29 protein-coding genes and 1 pseudogene are annotated in these 23,887 nt (G+C 33.9%); all 30 read right to left on the reverse strand.

What is annotated here, in order from left to right:
* Positions 1–108: 108 nt before the first annotated feature.
* The gene (locus tag WKS98_RS05840; protein WP_498917812.1) at positions 109–567 is read right to left on the reverse strand and encodes a Csac_0668 family 2Fe-2S cluster-binding (seleno)protein; all 459 of its coding nucleotides are present in this window, start codon (positions 565–567) and stop codon (positions 109–111) included.
* A gap of 43 nt (positions 568–610) precedes the next feature.
* Entirely contained in the window at positions 611–1,138 is a 528-nt protein-coding gene (locus tag WKS98_RS05845; RefSeq protein ID WP_002841437.1) for a thioredoxin family protein, read from the reverse strand.
* A gap of 134 nt (positions 1,139–1,272) precedes the next feature.
* On the reverse strand, positions 1,273–1,485 hold the full coding sequence (locus WKS98_RS05850) for a helix-turn-helix domain-containing protein (RefSeq protein WP_036099577.1): 213 nt from the start codon (positions 1,483–1,485) through the stop codon (positions 1,273–1,275).
* Positions 1,486–1,760: 275 nt separating this feature from the next.
* Positions 1,761–3,668 carry a lysine--tRNA ligase gene (gene lysS, locus WKS98_RS05855; protein ID WP_498917707.1) on the reverse strand — a complete coding sequence of 636 codons (1,908 nt, stop codon included), beginning with the start codon at positions 3,666–3,668 and terminating at the stop codon, positions 1,761–1,763.
* A 2-nt stretch (positions 3,669–3,670) separates the two neighbouring features.
* Positions 3,671–4,147, reverse strand: coding sequence for a transcription elongation factor GreA (gene greA, locus WKS98_RS05860; protein ID WP_237036620.1), 477 nt, complete (start codon positions 4,145–4,147; stop codon positions 3,671–3,673).
* Between the two features lie 102 nt (positions 4,148–4,249).
* A complete protein-coding gene (locus tag WKS98_RS05865) occupies positions 4,250–6,364 on the reverse strand; it encodes a molybdopterin-containing oxidoreductase family protein (RefSeq protein ID WP_498917709.1) in 2,115 nt (704 codons plus the stop codon).
* Between the two features lie 89 nt (positions 6,365–6,453).
* On the reverse strand, positions 6,454–7,710 hold the full coding sequence (gene saoX / locus WKS98_RS05870) for an ABC transporter substrate-binding subunit SaoX (protein ID WP_498917711.1): 1,257 nt from the start codon (positions 7,708–7,710) through the stop codon (positions 6,454–6,456).
* A 72-nt stretch (positions 7,711–7,782) separates the two neighbouring features.
* The gene (locus WKS98_RS05875; RefSeq protein WP_498917712.1) at positions 7,783–8,178 is read right to left on the reverse strand and encodes a MerR family transcriptional regulator; all 396 of its coding nucleotides are present in this window, start codon (positions 8,176–8,178) and stop codon (positions 7,783–7,785) included.
* A 35-nt stretch (positions 8,179–8,213) separates the two neighbouring features.
* Positions 8,214–8,696 (reverse strand): Cys-Cys-COOH (seleno)protein SaoC, encoded by a 483-nt coding sequence (gene saoC / locus WKS98_RS05880; protein ID WP_498917714.1) that lies wholly within the window; start codon positions 8,694–8,696, stop codon positions 8,214–8,216.
* 1 nt (position 8,697) lies between these two features.
* Positions 8,698–9,783 carry an efflux transporter SaoE gene (gene saoE / locus WKS98_RS05885; RefSeq protein ID WP_498917716.1) on the reverse strand — a complete coding sequence of 362 codons (1,086 nt, stop codon included), beginning with the start codon at positions 9,781–9,783 and terminating at the stop codon, positions 8,698–8,700.
* A 121-nt stretch (positions 9,784–9,904) separates the two neighbouring features.
* A complete protein-coding gene (gene saoD / locus WKS98_RS05890) occupies positions 9,905–10,237 on the reverse strand; it encodes a DsrE-related protein SaoD (RefSeq protein WP_498917717.1) in 333 nt (110 codons plus the stop codon).
* The gene (gene saoL / locus WKS98_RS05895) at positions 10,234–10,854 is read right to left on the reverse strand and encodes a MerB-like organometallic lyase SaoL (RefSeq protein WP_498917719.1); all 621 of its coding nucleotides are present in this window, start codon (positions 10,852–10,854) and stop codon (positions 10,234–10,236) included. The genes saoD and saoL overlap by 4 nt, the downstream gene beginning before the upstream one ends.
* Positions 10,854–11,642 (reverse strand): ABC transporter ATP-binding protein SaoA, encoded by a 789-nt coding sequence (gene saoA, locus WKS98_RS05900; RefSeq protein ID WP_498917720.1) that lies wholly within the window; start codon positions 11,640–11,642, stop codon positions 10,854–10,856. The genes saoL and saoA overlap by 1 nt, the downstream gene beginning before the upstream one ends.
* Positions 11,639–11,776 (reverse strand): nitrate ABC transporter substrate-binding protein, encoded by a 138-nt coding sequence (locus tag WKS98_RS05905; protein ID WP_498917721.1) that lies wholly within the window; start codon positions 11,774–11,776, stop codon positions 11,639–11,641. Before WKS98_RS05905 ends, saoA begins: the two co-directional genes overlap by 4 nt.
* A gap of 39 nt (positions 11,777–11,815) precedes the next feature.
* Complete coding sequence (locus WKS98_RS05910; protein WP_498917723.1) at positions 11,816–12,439, reverse strand: ABC transporter permease subunit; 624 nt, start codon at positions 12,437–12,439, stop codon at positions 11,816–11,818.
* Positions 12,400–12,939 (reverse strand): hypothetical protein, encoded by a 540-nt coding sequence (locus WKS98_RS05915; RefSeq protein ID WP_498917725.1) that lies wholly within the window; start codon positions 12,937–12,939, stop codon positions 12,400–12,402. The genes WKS98_RS05910 and WKS98_RS05915 overlap by 40 nt, the downstream gene beginning before the upstream one ends.
* A 21-nt stretch (positions 12,940–12,960) precedes the next feature.
* The gene (locus WKS98_RS05920; protein ID WP_498917727.1) at positions 12,961–13,176 is read right to left on the reverse strand and encodes a hypothetical protein; all 216 of its coding nucleotides are present in this window, start codon (positions 13,174–13,176) and stop codon (positions 12,961–12,963) included.
* Positions 13,169–13,384: pseudogene (saoT, locus tag WKS98_RS05925) on the reverse strand (thioredoxin-like (seleno)protein SaoT); the annotation flags it as partial. The pseudogene saoT and the gene WKS98_RS05920, both read right to left, overlap by 8 nt.
* Before the next feature lie 173 nt (positions 13,385–13,557).
* Complete coding sequence (gene dusB / locus WKS98_RS05930) at positions 13,558–14,517, reverse strand: tRNA dihydrouridine synthase DusB (protein ID WP_498917729.1); 960 nt, start codon at positions 14,515–14,517, stop codon at positions 13,558–13,560.
* The gene (locus WKS98_RS05935; RefSeq protein ID WP_498917814.1) at positions 14,495–15,292 is read right to left on the reverse strand and encodes a type III pantothenate kinase; all 798 of its coding nucleotides are present in this window, start codon (positions 15,290–15,292) and stop codon (positions 14,495–14,497) included. The genes dusB and WKS98_RS05935 overlap by 23 nt, the downstream gene beginning before the upstream one ends.
* Positions 15,293–15,374: 82 nt before the next feature.
* On the reverse strand, positions 15,375–15,839 hold the full coding sequence (locus tag WKS98_RS05940) for a DUF5673 domain-containing protein (RefSeq protein WP_498917731.1): 465 nt from the start codon (positions 15,837–15,839) through the stop codon (positions 15,375–15,377).
* Positions 15,829–17,748 (reverse strand): ATP-dependent zinc metalloprotease FtsH, encoded by a 1,920-nt coding sequence (ftsH, locus tag WKS98_RS05945; protein ID WP_498917733.1) that lies wholly within the window; start codon positions 17,746–17,748, stop codon positions 15,829–15,831. Before ftsH ends, WKS98_RS05940 begins: the two co-directional genes overlap by 11 nt.
* Before the next feature lie 10 nt (positions 17,749–17,758).
* Positions 17,759–18,313: a hypoxanthine phosphoribosyltransferase gene (hpt, locus tag WKS98_RS05950; protein WP_498917735.1), complete on the reverse strand. Its 555-nt coding sequence runs from the start codon at positions 18,311–18,313 to the stop codon at positions 17,759–17,761.
* Positions 18,303–19,658 (reverse strand): tRNA lysidine(34) synthetase TilS, encoded by a 1,356-nt coding sequence (gene tilS, locus WKS98_RS05955; RefSeq protein WP_498917737.1) that lies wholly within the window; start codon positions 19,656–19,658, stop codon positions 18,303–18,305. The genes hpt and tilS overlap by 11 nt, the downstream gene beginning before the upstream one ends.
* A 33-nt stretch (positions 19,659–19,691) precedes the next feature.
* Positions 19,692–20,093 (reverse strand): S1 RNA-binding domain-containing protein, encoded by a 402-nt coding sequence (locus WKS98_RS05960; protein ID WP_498917738.1) that lies wholly within the window; start codon positions 20,091–20,093, stop codon positions 19,692–19,694.
* 70 nt (positions 20,094–20,163) lie between these two features.
* Complete coding sequence (locus tag WKS98_RS05965) at positions 20,164–20,454, reverse strand: FtsB family cell division protein (RefSeq protein ID WP_498917740.1); 291 nt, start codon at positions 20,452–20,454, stop codon at positions 20,164–20,166.
* Positions 20,451–20,693 (reverse strand): RNA-binding S4 domain-containing protein, encoded by a 243-nt coding sequence (locus WKS98_RS05970; RefSeq protein ID WP_498917742.1) that lies wholly within the window; start codon positions 20,691–20,693, stop codon positions 20,451–20,453. The genes WKS98_RS05965 and WKS98_RS05970 overlap by 4 nt, the downstream gene beginning before the upstream one ends.
* Before the next feature lie 41 nt (positions 20,694–20,734).
* Positions 20,735–21,664, reverse strand: coding sequence for an HAD family hydrolase (locus tag WKS98_RS05975; protein WP_498917744.1), 930 nt, complete (start codon positions 21,662–21,664; stop codon positions 20,735–20,737).
* A gap of 5 nt (positions 21,665–21,669) precedes the next feature.
* Complete coding sequence (gene rpiB, locus WKS98_RS05980) at positions 21,670–22,110, reverse strand: ribose 5-phosphate isomerase B (RefSeq protein ID WP_498917746.1); 441 nt, start codon at positions 22,108–22,110, stop codon at positions 21,670–21,672.
* An 8-nt stretch (positions 22,111–22,118) separates the two neighbouring features.
* A complete protein-coding gene (pyk, locus tag WKS98_RS05985; RefSeq protein WP_498917748.1) occupies positions 22,119–23,873 on the reverse strand; it encodes a pyruvate kinase in 1,755 nt (584 codons plus the stop codon).
* Positions 23,874–23,887: the final 14 nt, after the last annotated feature.

Raw genomic sequence — 23,887 nt, forward strand, 5'->3', positions numbered from 1 at the left:
GCGGCCCAGACTTTTACATCTGAACCGCTAAAATTTTAATTATTTAGTTTTTTATTATTTTTAATTTTATTACTGTTATGACGTACTTTATAAATTATTTGTCGCAAACTATTTTTTGCTATTTAATGCTTTATTGATGGTTTCTTGAATAAAAGGACTACAGCATTTACCCAAAGGATTGTTAATTTCGCACTTTGCATTTTTCATTGCCCCTGTAAGTCTAATAATATCTTTAATATTCTTTGCACCATCATCTAAAACAGCATTTATAATTTGTTGCTCTGTAACTTGGTTGCAATAGCATATATATTTGGGATTTGCATTCTTTTTAAACCATATAGGAACTTTTACTTCTTCCTTATAAAAAACTCTTTCATTGTTTAAGTTATAATACACGACATCACAATCTTCATTCATACATAAATAGTAAGTTTCTTCATCTACAACCTTTCCCCTAAGGTTTTCTGATACCATATGCTTTACAGTTATATTCTTAACCTTTTCTCCTATTTCGTAACATTTGGGGCAATTTTCTTTTTCTTTCACTGTACCAGTGGTTTTTTGTATTGAACCTCAGCAAGATTGATTTATCTTATTTTCTTGACTCACTTTATTTCCTCCTGCCTAAATAAATATTATTTCTATAGTTAATCAAGATATCTAATACCTCTTTCAATGTATCTACAATATATTCTCCCTGTCGGTATCTCCTTTTCTCTACTATAACTCGAACTTGGTCCTTAGATTCAACCACATCTATTATTCTTTTAGGATATTGAACCCATTTCCCTATCTCCTGATATTCTTGATTCATAATAATAAATGTTGGTGTAATAACTTTTTCATTAGGCATAAACTTACTGTAACTATCTGTATCTATTACTTTAAGTTTTATATTTTCATTATTTTTTTCTAACCAATGAACTACAGGAATATTAATTATAGAATCAATACACCAGTTTTCTCCAATCGCAAGTATATTAAATTTGCTTGTTATACTACTAACCTTTTCTAAATATCTCTCTAAATTTAAATAATTTCTTATCGCATTATTAGCATAATTCTTATATCTATCCTGAGCAGTATCGTAAAATTGTTGAAAAGTAACTCCAGAGTTAAATATTTGCTTGTATTTCAAATTGTCACTTCCTCCTAAAAAAGTAAGTTACTCCATATAATTTACTTACTATTTATCTAATTAAATTTTACCCTTTTCTCTACTAAGATATTCAGGCATTTCAGCTCTTCTGATTTGAGATAGATTGCCCAATTTTATTCCACGTCGTTTCTATGAATTTCTATAACATCTTCAATTCTGCAATCCAATGCCAAGCAAATCTTTTCTAATGACTCTAAGTTCACATAAGAATTTTTGCTCATTCTTGAAACTATGTTGCTTGTTATGTTTGCAGCTCTTTTTAAGTCTTCTTTGTTCATTTCTCTTTCTACCAATAAGTGCCATAATGGTTTATAACAAATTGCCATATTATTACCCCTTATCCGTTTTATTGTTAAGATATATTATATCCTAAATAGGCTGATAAGTCACTTTAGCCTATTTTATACTTGTGCTTGCGTTAGTATTTATTGAGATAGTCCTAGTTTTTTTCCTTGTCTCACTTCAAACCGTTCCAAATCGCAAGACAAATATTCCTTTACTAGTTTTACTTTAAATTCTTTTGTGTATTCTGGCATACAAAAACCCCTCCATCCGTATTCCGGATTTTGGGGTTTAGGTCATTTCATAATTAGCGTGTTCTTTAATATAATTTTGATCCTGCTGGAATATTATCATCCAACATTATTAAGTTTAGTTTTTCTTCTCCATCGTACTCACAAATCGCAGATATAATCATACCTTCTGAGTCGATTCCCATCATCTTTCTTGGTGGTAGGTTTGTGATTGCAAGAAGTATTTTCCCAACTAGTTCTTCAGCGCTGTAGTTGTCTTTAATTCCTGAAAGAATTACTCTTTCTTTGTCGCTTCCGTCGTCTAGTGTGAACTTTAATAGTTTTTTAGATTTTGGAACTTCTTCGCAGTTTTTTACCTTTACAACTCTAAAATCAGACTTTGAGAATGTATCAAAGTCAACAAATTCTTCAAATAGAGGCTCAACTTTTACTTTTGATAAATCAAGTTTTTCTGAATTTAAAGCTTTAGTTTGCGAAGACTCTATATGACCATGTTCTGCCTTGTCTAAGCCTATTGGCTTCATTGTTGGGAATAGTAAAACGTCTCTTATTGTTGATTGGTTTGTTAAAATCATTATAAGTCTATCTATTCCTATTCCAAGGCCACCTGTTGGTGGAAGTCCTACTTCAAGTGCATTGATAAAGTCGTAGTCCATCATTTGAGCTTCGTCGTCGCCTTTTTCTCTAGCTTCAACTTGCTTTTGGAATCTTTCTTTTTGATCAATTGCGTCATTTAACTCACTAAATGCATTTGCAATTTCCGCAGCGTTAATAAACGCTTCAAATCTTTGAGTAAATCTTGGATTTTTAGGATCTCTCTTAGCAAGTGGACTGATTTCTACTGGATGTTTTGTAACGAATGTAGGTTGTATTAGATGTTCTTCGCAGAACTCTTCAAATACTTCTGATATAACTTCCCCAACGCTAAGTCCTTCATCAAGTTTTAAGCCCTTTGATGCTGCAAGTTCATATGCTTTGTCTACATCTATAACTTCTGAGTAGTCTAGACCTGCATATTCTTTTATTGCATCCACCATTGAAATTCTCTTCCAAGGTGGTGTTAAGTCTATTTTTTGTCCAAGGTACTCAATTTCAGTTGTTCCGTTAACTTCTTTTGATACAAACGCAACCATTTCTTCTGTTATTTCCATCATATCTTTATAGTCGCCATATGCTTGATATAGTTCCATTGCGGTATATTCTGGGTTATGTGTTGCATCCATACCTTCGTTTCTAAACATTCTGCCCATTTCATAAACTCTATCAAATCCACCTACAATAAGTCTCTTTAAATAAAGTTCGTTTGCAATTCTTAAATACATATCAATGTCTAGTGTATTATGGTGTGTAATAAATGGACGAGCGTTTGCTCCGCCGGCAATTGTGTTTAGTATTGGTGTATCAACTTCAAGGAAGTCTCTATTATCTAAGAACTTTCTTATGCTTGATATTATTTTAGATCTCTTTTCAAAAACATGTTTTATTTCTGGATTCATAATTAAATCCACATATCTTTGTCTATATCTTAAGTCGGGATCCTTTAATCCATGGAATTTTTCTGGAAGAATTTGAAGTGATTTTGTAAGTAGTGTAAGTTTTTTTGTTCTTATACTAATCTCTCCAGATTTAGTTGTGAAAACTTCTCCTTCAACTCCTACAATGTCACCAATATCAAGTCCCTTAATGGATTCGTATTCTTCTTCACCTATGTCGTTCATACGATTGAATAGTTGAATTCTTCCTGTTGAATCTTGAAGATCCATAAAGTTTACCTTACCATGACCTCTTTTTGTCATAATACGGCCTGCTACCTTTACAGACTTTTCTTCATACTCATCATAATTGTCAATAATATCTTTGCTATGAATTGCGCCTCTAAAATTTTCTATTTTGTGAGGGTCTCTTCCCTCTTCAACTAGTGTCTTTAATTTTTCTCTTCTTATTAGAAGCATCTCATTAAGATTTTGTTCTTCCATTTTTACCTCTTTATCTCTACTATTTCATATTCGAAACTTCCCGCTGCAGTTTCAACCACAACCTTTTCTCCTTCTTTTCTTCCAATACAAGCCTTGCCTACCGGTGACTCATAGGAAATCTTCCCGTTAAAAGGATCTGATTCTGCAGAACCAACTATTGTAAATTCTTCTATTTCGCCATCTTCTAAGTCCTTTAGCTTAATAGTTGAACCAGCAACAACTGTGTCGGTTTTTATATCATCGTCGCTAATTACCTTAGCATTTATCAACATATGTTCTAAAACTAGAATTCTATCTTCTACTTGAGCTTGTTCGTTCTTAGCTTCGTCATATTCCGCATTTTCTGAAAGGTCTCCAAAACCTCTTGCCACCTTTATTTTATCGGCAACTTCTTTTCTTCTTACGGTCTTTAAGAATTCCATTTCGTCTTCTAATTTCTTATAACCTTCTTTTGTTAAAAGAATTTCTTTATCTACCATATCTTACTCCTAAAAAAATAGTAAGCGAAAGACATCTTTCGCCGCATTACTCAAATTATAGTAAAATTTGGCGTTAAAGTCAAGATATTAGCTTATTACAAGCTATATCTTTTTAATTTCACAAAGTAGTTGTTTAAAAACCGGGAAGCCAGTTATTTCATCATAGTTTGAGTTGTCGGTCAATGTGTTGGTGTTAGCATGCCTCCAAAACTCTCCTTGGATTGGACTACCTCCACCAAAGTTAAGTTCGGTGTCGCCCTTTAGTATTTCTCTATTTGTCCTTGCAAAGACTTCTATTTCTCCTCTTCTTGTGCTTACAAGAACCTTGTCTCCGTCTTCAATTCCCCTGTCTTTTGCGTCATCTTCATTCATATAGATATAAGGTCTATCTTGATGCTTCAAAAGTCCATCTATATTTAAATGTTGCGTTCTAAATGTGGTTTGAATTCTCGCCCCAGTGTTTAATACAAGTGGGTACTCTTTCTTTATTCCACTTTTACCTTCCAAGGTCTCTTCACCTACAATAAATTTTGGAATTGGTTCATATCCATAGGTTTTTAAAACTGTAGAGTAGAATTCAACCTTACCTGTTGCAGTTGGAAATCCTTCCTTTCCATCCTCTCTTAACTTTCCTAGTTTATATTTTTCGTATTCTCTTTCAGTTTTATTTTCATAAAAATAAACTCCGTCTTCCTTTAATGCCTTAAGAGTTTCTGGCTCGTTATAGAACGCAAACTCAAGTAGTTCATCTTCATCCTTTGGATACATGTGACCATATCCAAGGGCATCTGCAATTAAGTGCATGATTTGAATATTTGGCTTAGCCTGTCCAATTGGTTCAAACAATCTCTCTCTAACTTCCACCTTGTTTTTGTATACACAATAGGATTTGTCTTCGTAGTATGTTGTGGCAGGTAAGACTACATCTGCATATAGGCAGTCTTTAGACATAAATCTATCCACAGTTACAAAAAAGTCTAATTTCTTTAACATCTCCTCATAAAGTTCTGACTGTGGAAATACACTGGTAACTGCGCATCCTATGGAAAGTAGTCCCTTTACAGCATAAGGCTTTTCTTCCAAAACAGCTTGAGGAAGCTTTGTAAGTTGAGGCGATTTCATAAACTTATCGAATAGTGGAAACTCATCACTTCCAATCCTCTTGCAATAAGTATCGTTATTAAACCTCTTTACTCTGTCAGGTTTTCCCTTTGGAGAAATTAAAAGACCACCAGGCACATCTACATTTTTAGTCATAAACCAAAGTAAGTATAGCGATCTGATGCTCTGCATACCAGAATTTGTATACTCAAGACCTGTGTACATTCTAAGTGCAGACTTGTGATGTACAATTGTATCTGCAATAAACTTTATGTCCTCTTCCTTAACTCCAGTTCTCTCTTCACATGACTTTAAATCAAAATCCTTAATGTATTCTCTATATGAATCAAAACCATGGGTATATTTTTTCGCAAAATCTTCATCAAAGGCTTTTTGTGAATTTAAATAATTAAAAATAGTATGTACAAGCACACCATCCATACCAGACTTGATTAAAATATATTTATCGGCAACTTCACACATTCTGCTCTTGTAGTGATCGATAACTATTACCTTAGCTCCATTCTTTTGAGCTTTTAAAATAGTTTCATATTCAAAAGTTGGAGATGCTGTTGGTGGATGAGCTCCCCAAATAAAAATATATTCTGCATTTTCGTAGTCTGGAGAAAATCTATTACCTAACATTCCAAAGTTTATCATTGGAGCAAATACACCAAAGGACACATAACAAAGTGATGATACAGAACCATTGTTAGGAGAACCCAGTGGCGCAAAAAAGCCAATCTCTCTACCAGCATCAGCACTTAGGTTCACAAAGTCCGATGTGGAGTTTTCAAATCCACCTCTACCAAAAACAGATGCTAGGGCTTGCGCTCCATAATCTTTCACTATTTTAGAATATCTTTCTCCAATTAAATTTATTGCTTCATCCCAAGTAGCTTCTCTAAAAGAAAACTCTCCCTTTTCACCAGTTCTTATTAATGGAGTCTTTAGTCTGTCCGGCGAGTTCAAAATTTCATCTGAATAAAATCCCCTAAGACATAACGCACTTGGAAAATTCTTTTCAGATTTTTTTATCTTCTTTATTCTACCTTCTTCAATATCCAAAGCCACATGACATTGACCTGGACATATTCCACATATACCTTCTTTCATATTAATCCCCCTTATTGTTTATGTTAATATGATATCAAATATTTAGATATTTGTTAAATAAAAAATCGGAGTTTCCTCCGACTTTTATATTATTTTTTATTCTTATAAACTTCTGGAATCTTTATGTCATTTCCAACTTCATTGTCAATTCCATCAATTTCCTTAGCTTTCTTTAACCAGTCTTCAAAGCTAATACCTACTGGGAATTTTTCATCAATTTTATCTTTCTTTAAGAAGTCACCAAAAGATTCAATGCCTGATTCTTTAACAAAGTTAAGATCTACAAACTCATTAATTTTATCAGTCTTTGGTCTGAATTTTTCATCTATATTGTATTCATCATATGCTTTCATTAAATTGTCAATATTAGATTGTTTGCATTCCCAAGTTAATGTTCTACCTTCTGCTATGGTCTTCATGTATATTGTCATAAGACCTACTTCTGGTGCAGTTCCAAAACCATCAGCAAACATCATTGCAGCGTTGTATGGATGGTCGTATAGATATTTAAGTGACATTGCATGAGCAACTAAAAGTCTTTGTGCAACTTCTGGGTGTTCCTTCTTAAAGTTTTCATTCATTGCATAAATACAACACATTCCCCAGCCATCTTCACCAGTATGATCATGGCCATCTTTTGCGTCATTAATAACACCGCCCCAACCTACTGCAACAACTTTTCCAAGCCCTTGGTACTCACATTGTGATGCAAATGGGTCACAACATGAAAACGCTGAAATTTGTCCAGATTTAAGTGCCATTGGGCAGTCCTTTTGTGCCATCTTTATAATTTCATATTTATCTTTTTCAATTGGTAATCCTAATTGACCAGCCCATTTAAGCCATTCAGGATTGTTTTCAGGGTCTTCGGTTATTGCTAACTTTTTGCCAACTAAATCCTTAGGGTCCTTAATATCATTTGCAACAACTAAGTATCTTGAACCACCAAGGTGATTTGCCGCTGCCATTATTATAGGAGCTCCTTCAGATCTTGCATTTAATGCTCCTTCAATACCCATGTATCCAACATGCATTTCACCTGTTGTCATGGCTTGAGCTATGTTAGTGTTATTTGTCTTTGTAACTGTTACATTTAATCCTAAAGCTTTATAAATTCCAGCTTCTTCTCCAATAATTGCCGCTACCATGTGGTCGCAGTCATTGTATCCCATTTGAACTTTTAAGTCCTTATCGGCTTCAGGGATTTCTGGCAAATCATACTTTGCCGCTTCAGCCTTTGCATCATATGCAACTTCTTCAACATTTCCAGCTGAATTGTCTTTACATGCTGCAAGTGAAAAAAGCATAGATGAAATAAGTAAAATAGATAAAATCTTTCTTTTCATTTTCAACTCTCCTTTTATTTAATATGTCTATATGTTTATTGTAAACCCTAAACTTAACTTAAAGGTCAAGTTTTATTCATCTAAACCCTCAATATAGTGACAAAAATGTCCTTGACAGCAACTTACAGTGTCTCCTTCTAAGAGATGCTCTACTAAAAGCTCCTTTTCTTGTTTTAATCTATTTATCTCTTTATCAATATCTTCAATCTTTCTTCGCATATGGCTTGTTACATAGCTACAAGTTGAATTCCCACTTCTCTTAAGCATAATAATTTCCTTAATTTCTTCCAGACTAAATCCTAAGTTCCTTGCTTTTTTTATAAAATTTAAATTTTCCACATGGGATTCATCATAATCTCTATATCCATTTTCTAATCTTTTTACATCACCAAGTAACCCTTGTTTTTCATAATATCTTATTGCAGAGTCACTAAGTTCTGTTAATTCACATACTTCTTTAACTTTCATAATCTCTCCTTACTTGACCCAAGTAAAAAAATCTATCAGCATACGCCCATGCCTTCTGAAAATAAATTGTGAAGATGGTCATCTTCAACTTTAAAAATACCATATCCATACTGTCCTCTTCTTGAACCACTTACAACAAATTCATTTGGTGGATTGTTATCTATGTCTTTTAATTCTATTTTTTGATTTTCATATGGCGCTCTACTTTCATCGGTAAAATAAATTTCTTTTCCCATGTCTACAGCAACTACAAGGTGATTTGCATCCTTTGTCTTTCTGAAAATAATAATTAGGTCATCTTTTCCATTTCCTGTTACATCTCCAAGCTTACACTTCACAACCTCTTTGCCAGGAAACTTATCATAAAAAGCCTGTAACAAGTAATGATCTTTTTCAACTCCAAAGTCGACCTTTTTATATTTTAAATTGTTCCTATATCCAAAATAACCTAAAAGCAATGCAATAATTATGATTAATAAATTTCTTAAAATTATACTCTTATTCTTTTCTATCTTCATATTAATTGTCCTTTTTCTCATAATAATAAGATCTTAATTTAAAGAATGCTGATTTCAAGAAAAAGTAAAAGACAATTGCAGAACAAACATATTTAACCCATTCTGGAAATGATAAAAGCATTTTATTCGCATAGTTTATAGCATTTGTAACTTCATCGTATTCCATTTGCCTTTGAAATCCTGGCATTAATAATTTATTTGTCATAAAGCCGATAAACATAGCATATGCAGAAATAACAATAGTATAAATTGCTGCAGTTCTCTTTCCAATCATTTTACCAATACTTATAATTTCAGGAATATTTGTTGCTGCTCCCGCCATTAGGAATGTTATTGCTGCTCCAGGAGATGCCCCCGATGCAATTAGTGCCGCAATTAAAGGTATATGACCAACTGCACACACATACATCAACGATGCAAGTACTGCAACATTCCAAAGTGATAATAGACCTGGGTCTCCGAGGTATCTTTGTATAAATGACTCTGGGAAAATTGTTAATACAAAACCTCCAAACAACATTCCATATACAACATACTTACTAAGTGTAATGGCAAAGTCATTTCTCACCCATTCCATTCCTTCTGATATTTTTGTCTTAAGACTTTTTTTCTTTTCCTCTTCTAAATTTATATGGCTTATCTCTTCTGCAACCGTTTCATTTCTAAGCTCTTTACCTGCAACTAAATTGCCTATAATTCCAATTATTATAGGTAATGTAATCCCAGCAAAAATATTAATTAAAGCTATTTGCTTTCCAAGTAGTCCAAAGCTAAGTATTAACGCCGCAGGGTTTAATACCGGTGACGAAGCTAGGAATGCTAAAGTAGGTCCAGCATATGCCCCCGAATAATAAAGACTTATTCCTATTGGAACCGACCCACAGCTACATACTGGAAGTAGCATTGAATAGCCAGTTATTTTAAATATTGAGGATATCTTTGTATTTCCCAGTGACCTTTGCAGTCTAACTGGCGAAATTATATTTCTCATTAGACCTGCTATGAGTAAACTAATTACAAGCCATGTTGAAGCTCCGTTAAGTAACTCCACAGATCTTAAAATTATCTCTTTAATATAATCAAACATCTATCTCTCCAAACTCTAAAACTAAAATATAATCAAACATCTATCTACTCAAACTCTAAAGCTAACTTTAATGTTGTCTAGAATTAAAAACCGTACCACCGGTTTTAATTCTATCAAGCTATTAAATGGTTATAACTTGATCTAAATTTGCATCTTTCAAAAGTCCATATAACATAGGGAAGCAACCTATACGTGCTCCTTTGATGAGCTTGTCTTCAATTTCTCTTTCATAGACACATTGATCACAAGCTAATACTACCATTTCCTTCTCATCAATTAACTTTTGAATTCTTCCTCCCAAGTCGGTGTTGTCTAACAACATGAATGTATTGTCAAAAACAAAGAACATTCCTACGACTTCTGCAACATGTTCTCCAGCTTCCATTTGAGGAATAATCATATCCCTTAAAATCTTTCTGGAATTGCTTGAACTAACAACATAAGCTACTCTCATTTCAATACCTCACTATAAAATATTTTTTTGCCTACTTCAAAAGCCTCATCTAGGCCTAATCCATAGGTTGTTTCATAGTCTAATTCATTGTCTACATAGTAATCCTTCATCTTTTTTTCATCCAGAAAAAAGTTCATTACGTTTCAGCAACATGCTGACCAGTCTTCAAACTCATTTAAATCTACATGGATACAATGAATATCTGAACTACTTTTATAAACAATCTCCCCATTTTTTACCACTACTTTAATTGGTTCTCCACTGGTAGAACATACGGAGTCAATCTCCAAGTCCTGCCAAAATGTAAAGTAGGAGCCAAGGGAGTCTATGGCACACATTGAGTAGTACTCTCTTCCGTCTTTCAATGTAATGTGATGTGATGTTGGAAGTCCTGATACTGGATATGCAAATTGTATCTCTTTGCCTTCCTCATCTAGTATAAGCTTTTTCTTTTTTATCAAACTGTCCAGCGTTTTAAACTTTGAACATTTTGAAATCGGAAGTACTCCACCTTCATCCACCATAAGATTTAGAATACCAATTCTGTCTTTGCGTTCTTCAGGTGTTAAAATCTCTTCATTACATTCAACGTCTTTTATATTAATAGATGTTTTCATTAATTATTTTCAAGATTCACCTCCACTCCTTTCTTTTTTTTGCTACCTGCTTCAATAAATTTATTAGATAAAAGCCCTACGTATTCTTTGAATTTTTCATCCTCTGGATTTCTCGGGCTATCTAACTCAATTTTTTCATTAAGAATAATCTCTCCATAGTTTGTAGACATCAAAATTACTCTGTCCGATAGATAAATCGCTTCACTAACATCATGGGTTACTATTATTACCGTTAGATTTTCTTTTCTAAATATTTCAAGTAACTCATTTTGAAGGCTCTGTCTCATTTCAATATCCAGAGCTCCTAGAGGCTCGTCCATTAAAAGTATTTCCGGTCTAACTGCCAAAGCTCTTACTAAAGCAGTTCTCTGTTTCATACCTCCAGACATTTGATGAGGGTAGAGATTTTTATACTCTCTAAGTCTGGATATTTCAAGTAAATAATCCAGTCTTTTTCTCTGCTCCTCTATACTCATCTTCGCTTGTTTCATTGGGAAGAGTATATTATTTTCAACAGTCTTCCAAGGATATAGGGCGTAGTTTTGAAACATAAATGCCTTATCTGGACCAGCTTTTGTAACTGGTTCTCCATTTAAAAGGATAACCCCGCTATCTTGCTTTTTAAATCCGGCAATTGTGGTTAGCATTGTAGTCTTACCACATCCTGAAGGGCCAAGTAATGTTACTATTTCTCCCTCTTCCACATTAAAACTTATATTATCTAAAACTATTCTTGTTCCTTGATCTTCTTCAAATCCCTTACATATGTTTTTTACTTCTAGTTTCAACTTATATACCTCCATGCGGTAAGTTTTTTATTTAATAAAAGTAAAAACCTATCCAAAACAAATCCAATCAATGCTGATAACATCATAAGCGCCAATAACCTATTGGTCTGCATCATTGACTGTGCTTGCATCATTTCATAGCCGATACCTGCACTTGTCGCGATGAACTCCGCTCAGATAACGGACATCCAGCCGGCGCCTATGGCAAGTCTCGCCCCTACTAGAATATGAGGCATAGACGCTGGAACAACTACATTTACAAATGTACTTCCCTTTGAAGCTCCCATACTCTTTGCTGCGTTATAATAATCTCTATCTATTGAAGCAACTCCTGAAGATGTGTTCATAATAACTTGGAACACCCCATTAAGTGCAATCATAAATAGTGTTGGACCATCTCCAATTCCTAACCAAATAATTGAAAGTGGTACCCATGCCATCATAGGTATTTGTCTTAGGGAGTTTACAACCCCTCCTAAAATACCATCAAAGATTTTTGATAGGCCCATGGCCATTCCTATTGGAACTCCCACAGCTACGGCTATAAGCCATCCTTTAACTACCCTTGACATTGTTATGCCAATATTTGTCATAACTTGTGCACTTGTAATGTTAGCGTAAAATTCTGTAAAAGTAGATTTTGGTGTTGGCAATAATAATGGTATGCCTATTTTTGTTGAGGCAATTTGCCAAGCTATAAGCAATAGAATTACAAAGCCATATTTATATAATTTTTGTTTAAATTCTTCAGACTTCATCATTTTTTCAAATCTATTTCTTTTAATTTTACCTTCCATATTTCATTCCTCCTTTCATCTTTACCAAATTTAAACTCAAAATAATCCGGATTTGGATTTTCAGTATATTCTAAAACCATTTTATTATATGCGTTTAAAAACTTTTTGAATTTTTTATCATTAAGGATTTTTCTATTTGCAATTATTACATTTGAACCATAATCCTTGTCAGACACATTTTCAATTTTACCTTCCAAATAGGAATTAATCAATGCTATATCGATTACATAGCCATCTATTTGGCCAGTTTCATAGGCGTATCCAAAACTGTGGGGACTCATGTATTCAATTTCTGCATCTGCATATTTTTCTTTAATAAAATTGGATAAATAATTTTTATTGCTTGTAAGTCCTATCTTTTTCACGTTGTCATCTTTTTTTATTATCACATCTGTATTTTCAGTTACGGTTCCAAGCAAAACAAAATCATCACTAGCTTCTATGAATTTATCTGCGGCGTCAGTACATATTATCGCCACATCATAAACATTTGATTTCAATGACCATTGAGCAGTTGGCGCTCAGCAGTCCTTTAAGTAATATGGTTCAATTTCAAAATCAAACTCATTTTGACTTATAACTTTTTTCAAAATTGATCCAGCTAAATCATCTCCAGCACCAATTCTTAAGGTGCCCGTCTCTTCACTTTCGGGAAATATAAATATTAGTGCTGCAATTGCGACTATTGCAACGATTAATAAAAAGTTTATTAAAAAACCATTAATTTTTTTATTCATTTAAACTATCAACTGCCTGAGCAATTTCATTTCTTATGTTTTTTAAACTCAATTTAGTTACTTTCTTTTTTTCGTTTATAATCATGGTACCTTGAAATACCATTCCATATTTTCTTAAAACTTCCATATCCTTGCCTTGACTATAAAGTTTTACTTCAACTTTATCTCCAAATTCTTTTGCCACATCCTTGACGTTTCTCCCTATGGAGTCACAACTTGGTCAAGTATTAATAAATTCAACAAGTACCTTCTTCAATCACTCACTCCTTTTAGTTTTACTAACACTCCTCTATTAAACAATTATATTCAAATTAAAAAATAAGTCAAACAGTTAATTAATCACTGCCTGACTTATTTATGTTCTTTAGTTTTAGTAGTTTGTTATATACTACTTAAATAAGTATCTAAAATTTCTTCCACAAATTCTTTTTTGTCCACTGTATTTATTTTATTTTTTAATTCCTTGGAGTTTCTAAAGCCCTTCAAGTACCAAGCAATATGCTTTCTCATCTGTGTCACTGCAACTCTTTCGCCAAGGTATTCACATTTTAAATTTAAATGCATTTTTATTAAATCTATCATTGTAACTATATCGGGCTTTTCCATTCTGCTAAAGAGATATGGATTTTCCAGTGCCCCTCTCGCAAGTAATATTCCATCGCAATTTGTTTGAGCAAACATATCCTCTATATCCTTTGGCGTGTTCACATCTCCATTTCCTATAACGGGAATTGATAAATGTTCCTTTAGTTTTGCTATGGCTTTCCAATCAGCTTCTCCTGAGTAAAATGCATTTTTAGTTCTTGGATGCAGGGTTACAAAGGACACTCCAAGCTCTTCACAAATTTTTCCAAGCTCAAGGTAGTTGATGTTGTCCTCGTCCCATCCCAATCTAAATTTTACGCTAACTGGTTTTTCAGATGCACTTACAACCTTGTCGATAACTCTCTTTGCCAAGTCCAAGTCCCTCATTAATGCAGAGCCGTCTCCATTTTTTACAATCTTCGGTGCGGGACATCCCATGTTTATGTCAATTGCTTGAAATCTGTCGTCATTGTTTAGATATTCTTTTACAACAGAACCCATAATGTCTGGGTCGCTACCAAAAATCTGTATGCTTAATGTGGTTTCCGTCCCCCTATCCATAAGCATCTTTGTTTTTTTATCCTTATAGTATAGTCCCTTTGCAGAAACCATCTCCGTAAAGTTAAGTCCCGAACCAAGTTCTGAAACAATTTCCCTAAAGGCTCTGTCGGTTATTCCAGCCATTGGCGCCATAAATAGGTTATTATCAAGTATTAGTTTTCCAATTTCCGTTTTATTTTTTAAAATTTCTTTCATAAATTAATCTAAGGCCTTCCATTGCAAGCTCTTTGTCTATTTTATTTATATAGCTGCTGTGTTGTGAAATAAGTCCAGCAAATCCTCCCGTTCCTATTACACTAACTTCTTCTACTTTTAAATTCTCTTCTTCTAAAATCTTTTTGATTAAAAAGTCTATCATTCCGATGTATCCGTATACAATCCCGGACTGCATACTCTCTCTTGTGGTCTTTCCTATGACGCTCTCAGGTTTAGTTAGGTCAATCTTAGGGAGCTTTGCCGTTCCAGTGAATAGTGCATTTGATGAAAGCTCAATTCCTGGAGCAATTGCCCCTCCCATGTACTCACCATTTTTATTTATATAGTCAACGGTTATGGCAGTGCCTAAGTCAACCACTATGGTTGGTGCTTTATACTTGTGATATGCACAGCTTGCAGTAACAAGTCTATCCATTCCCACTTCTTTTTTATTACCATATTTATTTACAATTCCTAAATCCTTCGCCATTGTAACTAGATATGGCTTTTTATTTAAATACCTTTTACATGCAGACTCAACACATCTTAACATATTTGGAACCACGGATGACATAACAATATCTTCAATGTCTTCCACTTTAAATCCACTACTTATTAAAAAAGATTTTATTTCCAGGCCCAGTTCATCGGAAGTTTTTTCTACCTTTGTGGACATGACCCATTGATGAACCAATTTATCTTCTTCAAACACACCAAACTTCATATGTGTGTTTCCCACATCTATAACTAATAAAATAATATCACTTCTTTCGATTTCTTTTCACAAATTATTACCCCCTAGCAATTGCTTAGGGGGTAATATAATTTTATCATAGTTTTATTAACATTAGTAATTTTTATTTATTTTTCTTTTTTCTCTTTATTATTGTCATAATTTCATCTTTGTTGTCCGGTGAAATAGGAATTATTTGCCTTGGCCTCTTAATCGCATTTGTAAGAATTTCTAAATTCTTAGTTGCGTCATTATATCCCCATTTTTTTATTTTATCCCAGGTTGTAAACTTGGAGTTATAAAGGATGCCATCTTCATAAATGTAAATCTTTTGATATGAAAGATATGCAAATCCTATACCGGAAAGAAGATAAACTGCACCAAAATAGTCTTTAGCAACTAATGTGTATGCACCTAACATCATCAACATTATGGATAAAAATCCAATTAAAAATCTAGATTGTGGTGTATAATATGCTATTAATTTCCCAGTGGCAGCTTTTTTTGCTTGGTAGCCTAAATAGACCTGTCTAATTACCACAAGTAAAATAATAATATAGAGAATGTTTAAAAAGTCTTTATATTTCATTTTTGCTATCTCCTGAAATTTTATCTTCTATTTTTTTCTCATCTTTCTGTACTTTTTCTAAAAGCTCCGGTGGTTCTTCCTTGATTTGTTGATTGCTATACTTGTAAAAAATCTCTTCAAACTCTTCTGCTTTAATGGTTTCTTTTTCTAGAAGAACTTTTGCAAGCTTATGAAGTATGTCGATATTGTCTTCAAGGAGTTTAAGCGCCTTATTAAAAGCATCGTTTATTACTTTCCTCATCTCTTCATCAATTTCATATGCAACTCTATCGGAATAGTGTTTTGCTTTTCCAAGTTCTTTACCAACAAATACTTCGTCTGATTCAAAGTCGTACATAATCGGTCCAAGCTTTTCGCTCATACCATATTGGGTTATCATGGCCCTTGCAATCTTTGTAGCTCTTTCAATATCGTTAGATGCTCCTGTGGAGATGTCGTTTAAAATCAAATGCTCTGCACATCTACCACCAAGTAGAGTTATGATTTCGTGCTTCATTTCGTTTTTAGTCACATAGGACCTGTCCTCTTCTGGCACGAATGAAGTAAAGCCTCCTGCACGTCCCCTTGGAACTATGGTTATCATATGAACAGGATCTGTGTCTGGAAGAAGTCTTGACACAATTGCATGTCCCGCTTCATGATAAGCAGTAAGTACTCTTTCCTTTTCAATTACAACTGCAGATTTCTTTTCAGGTCCTGCCACAACTTTTATTGTAGCTTCGTCAAATATATCGGGAGTGATAAATTTCTTATCTTCCCTAGCTGCGAGAAGTGCCGCTTCGTTTGTCAGGTTCTCTAAGTCCGCCGGAGTAAATCCTGTTGTTGACTTGGCAATGGAATTAAGGTCCACGTCCGGTGCAAGTTTTTTATTCTTTGTATGCACCTTTAATATGGCTTCCCTTTCCCTTACATCAGGTACGCCAATATAAACTCTTCTATCAAATCTACCTGGTCTAAGTATTGCCGGGTCCAAAATGTCAGGTCTATTTGTGGCAGCCATAACGATTATACCTTCATTTTTACCAAAGCCGTCCATCTCTACAAGCAATTGGTTTAATGTTTGTTCCCTTTCGTCATGACCTCCTCCAAGGCCTGCCCCTCTCTTACGTCCTACGGCGTCAATTTCATCTATGAATATAATACATGGTGCATTCTTCTTGGCGTCTTTAAATAAATCTCTTACACGTGATGCACCAACACCAACGTACATTTCAACAAAGTCAGATCCTGAAATACTGAAGAATGGAACACCAGCTTCTCCGGCAACTGCCTTTGATAAATAAGTTTTTCCCGTCCCTGGAGGGCCTACTAGTAGAACCCCTTTTGGAATTCTCGCTCCAATTTCTATATATTTCTTTGGATTTTTCAAAAAGTCCACTATCTCTTGAAGCTCTTCCTTCTCTTCTTTTAGTCCTGCAACATCATCAAAGTCCACATTTGTGTTTTCTTTGTATAGCTTTGCCCTGCTCTTGCCAAAGTTTGCAGCACTATTTCCTCCACCCTTTTGCATTTGGCCAATAAATAGATACCAAACCACAAATACAGTAAAGGCAAAAAATAAAACATTTATTAATGTATTCCAAATTTTGCTATTGTCTTGAAGCGGCCTTGCTTTTAGTTCTATGTTCCCTGACTCAACTTTTTCTTTAATATAGTCATTATAAAAATTTTCTGAAACATCGTCAGGAAGATAAGTACTAAATGTATCTTCGTCCTTTTTTGTAGTTATGATGACATTATTGCCCTGTCTTGTGACTGTCTTTACATCATTGTCCTCAATGTAATTAATAAGTTTGTTTACCGATATCTCCTTAGAGCTATTAAATCCCCTTGAAAATACAGAAACAAGAACCAAGAAAAATATTAGAGGCCCTATTAAATAAAATATATTACCTAATTTTTTTCTCAAAATTTCCTCCTTAGCTGTAGTACTCTTCCTTTAGTGAAGCTATAAAAGGTAAATTTCTATGTTGTTGACTATAGTCTAGTCCATATCCAACGATAAATTCATCTGGAATTTCAAAACCTACAAAGTCAACATTCACATCTACAGTCCTTCTTTCAGGTTTGTCCAGTAGAGTAGCGACTGCAACCGAAGCAGCACCTCTGTCGTTGAGGTTTTTAGTTAAATAATTTAAAGTGTTTCCAGAGTCAATTATGTCTTCAACTATAAGAATATCTTTGCCTTCAATATCCTCTTCTAAGTCCTTTAATATTCTTACAACTCCAGAAGACTTTGAGCTCTGTCCATAACTTGACACTGCCATGAAATCCATTTTAACTTCTAAGTCAAGTCTTATAATAAGGTTGGACATAAAAATTACAGCTCCCCTTAAAATCCCAACTACAAGTAGCTCTCTCTCACTGTTCTTATATTTTTCAGATATTTCCTTTGCCATTTCATCAAGTCTTTTATTTAATTCTTCTTCTGAAATTAAAATATCTTTGATATAGTCCATATTTTTACTTAACATTTTTCTCCTCCAATCTAATTTTTATAACATAGTCATCATTTGAACAAACTTTGTAATTATGAGTTCTTTTTAAACCTGTAATCAATATTATATCATTTTTATACTGTAGAATAGGTATTTTTCCTCTAAGATGTTTAGGAACTTTTGAGTCTATTAATATATCTTTGACTTTCTTCGTAAAGTTCTTTAATTTAATCTTGTCTCCATCTCTTCGACACCTTACAACAATGCCTTCTTCAAGAAGCTCTACCGGAAAAACAAATTCATTCTTCTTCAACTTTATATTTTTATTTTCCACAACATCAACTTCAATTAAAAAGTTTCCAAAATGATATTTACCCTTTTCAGTGATGATAAAATCTTTTATATTTATATTTTCATCAAGATGAGTTAAATATAGATGTCCATATGCCATATAGAACATAAAATTATTTACATAAAAATCTCCACTGCCACTTAAAATAATCTTTCTTATGGACTCCACATTGTTAAAGGAAATATCTTTTCTGTCGCCCTTTATCGCTTCATAAGCCTTTAATATTAACTTTCTTTGAATGGCAACATGGTGCTTTTTGAAATCTTTACAATTTAATTTATAATAATCTCGCTCTGGGCCTATTAGATTTAGACCATCTGCGTAATCTTCTAAAAATTCTTCATTTGACTCAAGAATTTTGGAAGATCTAACTAGAGAATCAATAAAATTTTCATTTATTTCACTTTCAACATATGGAATAAGCACATTCCTAATTTTATTTCTCAAATAGTCATTTTCAAAATTGGTCTTGTCCTCTACAAAGGGGATATTGTTTTCATTTAAGAAATTTATTATCTCAGCTTTGGTAATGTCAATTAATGGCCTTACAATATTGTTTTTTTTATCACTTATACCTGTAAGACCGGCACCTCCTGCTCCTCTAATCAAGTTTAGAAGTATGGTCTCCGCATCGTCATTTTTGTGATGACCAACGGCAATAACACCACTTTGAAACTCTCTTTTTAAAACTTCATCGAACTTTTCATATCTTACGCGTCTTCCCGCATCTTCCACAGATATTTTATGCTCTTTAGCATATCCATTTACATCCATATGAAAACAGATACATCTAACCCCAAGGGAATTGGAAAAATCTTTAGAAAATTCTTCGTCTTTAACTGCATCTTCCCCTCTTAACTGATGATTTATATGAACAGTGAGAAGATTATATCCAAACTCTTTTCTAAGTTCATTAAGTGCATACAAGAGCATTACCGAGTCCGGTCCACCGGAAAATCCGATTACAATGTTCTCTCCACTCTTTATTAAGTTTTGTTCTTTAATGTATTTTTTTATTTTATCAATCATGGCCTTAAAAAAATAAAACCGGTGTTCCCGGTTTTAATAGTTCTTTGTTTTTCGATTGCCCATTTTTCTTTTATTATCTCGGGTTCTCATTTCAACATATTTTTCGTTTGACTCCTTTAAAAACTTATTAAGCTTGTCCTCAAAGGATAAATCTTTTGTCTCTTCGTCAACATTCCATTCAATTTCCTTTGGAGCGTTAACTTTCTTTTCAGCTTGCTTTATGGATAGGCTAACCTTTCCATCTTTAACTGAAAGCACTTTTACTTTTACTTCATCGTTCACTTTTAAAAAGTCTTCAACTTTTTCTACATAATCATTTGATATCTCAGATATATGTACTAAACCATTTTCACCCTCAGGAAAAGAAACGAATGCACCAAACTTAGTAATTCCAGTAACTTTTCCTTCTAATATCTGTCCAACAGAAATAGACATTTACTAACAAATCCTCCTAAAATATTATACTTAAAATTATACGTAATCTAAAGAAATTGTCAATATATTTTTACTTTTCTTTAACTAGATATTCTTTAGGTTTAATCATGCCAAGTTTTTCTCTTGCAACTTTTTCTGCGAACTCTAAAGTTTCTCTGTTTTTATAATCTTTTTTCAATGATGATATATCTTCAATTAGCTCTTGCTTCTTCTCGGTGTAAGAGTTAAGTTGTTTTTCATATTCAGATATCTTTATCCCCTGCTTTGCCAATGCATATGGAAAATAGGTAAAGGTTAATATAAAAAGAATAAAAATTAAATTGCTCTTTCTTCTTTTTGAATTCCTCTTTCTTTTCATCATTCAATCCTTTCCACCATTTCAGAAGCCTCAGCCTTTTTAGGATTTTCTAGTAGTTTTAAAACTTTCACCCTTATAGTTCCCGTTCCAAAACCAACTTCAATAATGTCTCCAACGGAAACTTCGTCACCGGCTTTGCAGACCTTGTCATTAATTTTGACCCTCTTTCCATCACAGGCTTCCTTTGCAATAGTTCTTCTCTTTATAATTCTTGAATTTTTTAAAAATTTATCTATACGCATAACTACCTCTCATTTAAGTATATCAAACTTTTGTAGTTTTTCTACAATAAATAGAAATCATTTATTATTTTTAAACTTTTTTCAAGTTCACTATATGCATCTGTGTCTTCATAAAGAGGATTTATAATAACTCTACCATTTTCTTCTTTAGATTTTAAATCTCTTTCCAAATATCCCACAAGTCTTGAGTCATCTTTTAATGCAAGTCTAAATAAATCTTTCTCTGAAAGATTTGATTTTTTTATTTCCTTTTCAAGTATGTGGGCCTTTAAAAATAATTTACTTCCGTAGTCTAAAGAAGCATACTCAAAATCCGTTTCGTTATTAGAAAGGATTTCTATAATAGTATTTAGTAGATTCATGTCTTCTAAAATAATATCTGCAGCAGATTGGTTTATAGAAAAATCGAAATCTTTCTTTGCAATGGTATATAGACATGCGTTTTTAGCAGCTTTTATTCCTGCAAATGAATCCTCAACGGCAATGCAGTTCTCCTTATTAAGTCCAATGCCGTCCATCGCCTTTAGATATATTTCATTATCTGGCTTTGGGTTTACAACCAAGTCACCACCGATTATAAAATCAAAATAATCTTTTATGCCAGTCTGTTCTACTGCTTGAGTAATTGTCCTCATGGATGAAGATGATGCAAGAGCAAGTTTTAATCCCTTACTCTTTAACTGTGAAAGTGTATCATGCACATATGGAAAGAGTATGGTCTTATAGTCAATGTTCTCACCCATATATCCACTTCTAAATCGATGCATAAAGTCACCGTGGTCAAAGTCATCTTCGTAATAAAAAGCAATTACATCCCTTGAGTCCTTTCCAGAAAGACCAACAATTTTTTTAAAGTCTTCTCTATCAACCTTTTTTCCATCGGATTCAATAAGGCGGATAAGTGCATTATAATAGTATATTTCACTATTTATAAGCACTCCGTCCATATCGAAAATAATTCCTTTAATCATGCCTCTTAACATCCTTCATAGTCAGAGATAATCTTTAGTCTGTTTTCGTGTCTTCCACCTTCGTACTCAGCGTTAAGGTATTCAGAAACTATCATCTTAGCAACTTCTGAACCCACAACCCTTCCACCGATGGAAATTATATTGGCATTGTTGTGAACCTTCGCCATCTTCGCAGAAAACACTTCGTTTGTCACTGCACATCTTATTCCCTTAACCTTGTTTGCAGCTATTGAAATCCCTATTCCAGTTCCACAAAGTATTATTCCACAGTCAAAGTTGCCCTTAGCCACTTCTTCCGCTACTTTAATTCCAATGTTTGGATAGTCTGCCTTTTCGCCAATTTTAACACCAAAGTCTGTAACTTCATGTCCCATTTCTTTAATATAATCTATTAATTCTATTCTTAATTCTGCACCACCATGGTCACTTCCCATTGCTATTTTCATTTGTCCTCCTATAAAACTCTAGCTGATCCCTTGTATACTGCCCCTGATGAAGAGTCTACAGTTATAATCATCTCGTCATTTAAAATGGACATTGCATCCTTTGCTCCAATTACAGTTGGTTTTTTAAAGTGAAGTGCAAGGATTGCACCATGGGATGTTAGTCCGCCCTCTTCAATAACAACTGCCCCTGCTCTTTCAAAGAAAGGAACTAGCTCCTTGTCTACGGAACTTGTAACAAGAATATCTCCATCTTTAAATTTATTTATTAACTCTTCTTCAGTGTTGCCTTTTTTAACAAGGCCTATTACAGATTGTTTTCCAATTCCCTGTCCATTAATAACAACTTCACCAATGGTGTGAACCTTGATTAGGTTAGTAGTTCCACCAATACCTGCTGGAACTCCTGCAGTTATAACTATTAAGTCCCCTTGTTTCACAAAATTTTCTTCTAAGGCAGCCTTAATTGACTTGTCTATAACTTCGTCGGTACTGTCGCACATTTCTGATATAACAGGATGAACGCCCCATGAAAGCGCAAGCTTCCTCATAACAGACTCGTCATAGGTTGCAGCTATAATTCTCATATTTGGTCTTAGTCTTGAAACAGCTCTTGATGTGGAACCGGTTGTTGTTGCCGTTAATATGGCTGATGCACCAAGTTGTTCTGCCAAGTCCTTTGTGGCATGGCTAATTGAACTTGTAGAGGATCCATCAACCCAAGTTGTTCTTATCTTTGCGCTTTCTTTAAAGTCCTTTGAGTCTTCAGTGGACATGGCAATTTCACTCATAACTTTAACCGCTTCCACTGGATAAGAACCTGCAGCAGTTTCTCCTGATAGCATTATGGCATCAGAACCATCTATAATTGCATTTGCCACGTCTGTAACTTCTGCCCTAGTAGGTCTTGGGTTTCTTATCATGGAGTCAAGCATTTGAGTTGCTGTTATAACTGGTTTTCCTGACAAGTTTGTCTTTCTAATAATCTCTTTTTGAACCAATGGCATAAGTTCTGTTTTTGTTTCAACTCCCAGGTCTCCCCTGGCAACCATGATTCCATCTGATGCATTTATGATTTCATCCAAGTTATCAACGCCTTCTTGAGATTCAATTTTAGAGATGATTTGAATATCTCCTCCACCATTCTCCTCAAGAATTTTTCTAATATTTATTACATCATCTGCTTTTCTAATAAAGGATGCGGCAACAAAGTCAATTCCGTTTTCAATTCCAAAAACTAAATCTTCGTAGTCTTTTTCAGTTATGGATGGAAGGTTTATCTTCGCACCAGGTACATTTACACCCTTTCTACTCTTTAGAATTCCATAGTTTAAAACTTCAGTTACTATATCGGTATCTGTAACGTCAACTATTTTTAAATTTACAAGACCGTCATCTATTAGAATATGGCCACCTATGTGAACATCTTTTGGCAAGTCCTTGTATGATACGGAAATCTGACTTTGATCTCCAAGAACTTCTCTTGTGGTTAATGTAAAAGTATCTCCAATTGACAATTGAATCTGTTCCACTGAAAAGTCTCCCAGTCTTATTTCCGGACCTTTTGTATCAAGCATTATAGCAACTGGAAGCTTAAGTTCTTCCCTAGCTTTCTTTATATTTTCTATTCTCTTTAAATGTTCCTCATGATTACCATGGGAAAAGTTTAATCTACACACATTCATTCCAAGGCTCATCAGCTCTTTTAATGTTTCTAAACTCTCTGATGCAGGGCCTATTGTACATACTATTTTTGTCTTTTTCATAAAGTCCTCCTGAT

It is taken from the genome of Lagierella sp. ICN-221743, from assembly GCF_037890055.1.
Taxonomy (GTDB): domain Bacteria; phylum Bacillota; class Clostridia; order Tissierellales; family Peptoniphilaceae; genus Mediannikoviicoccus.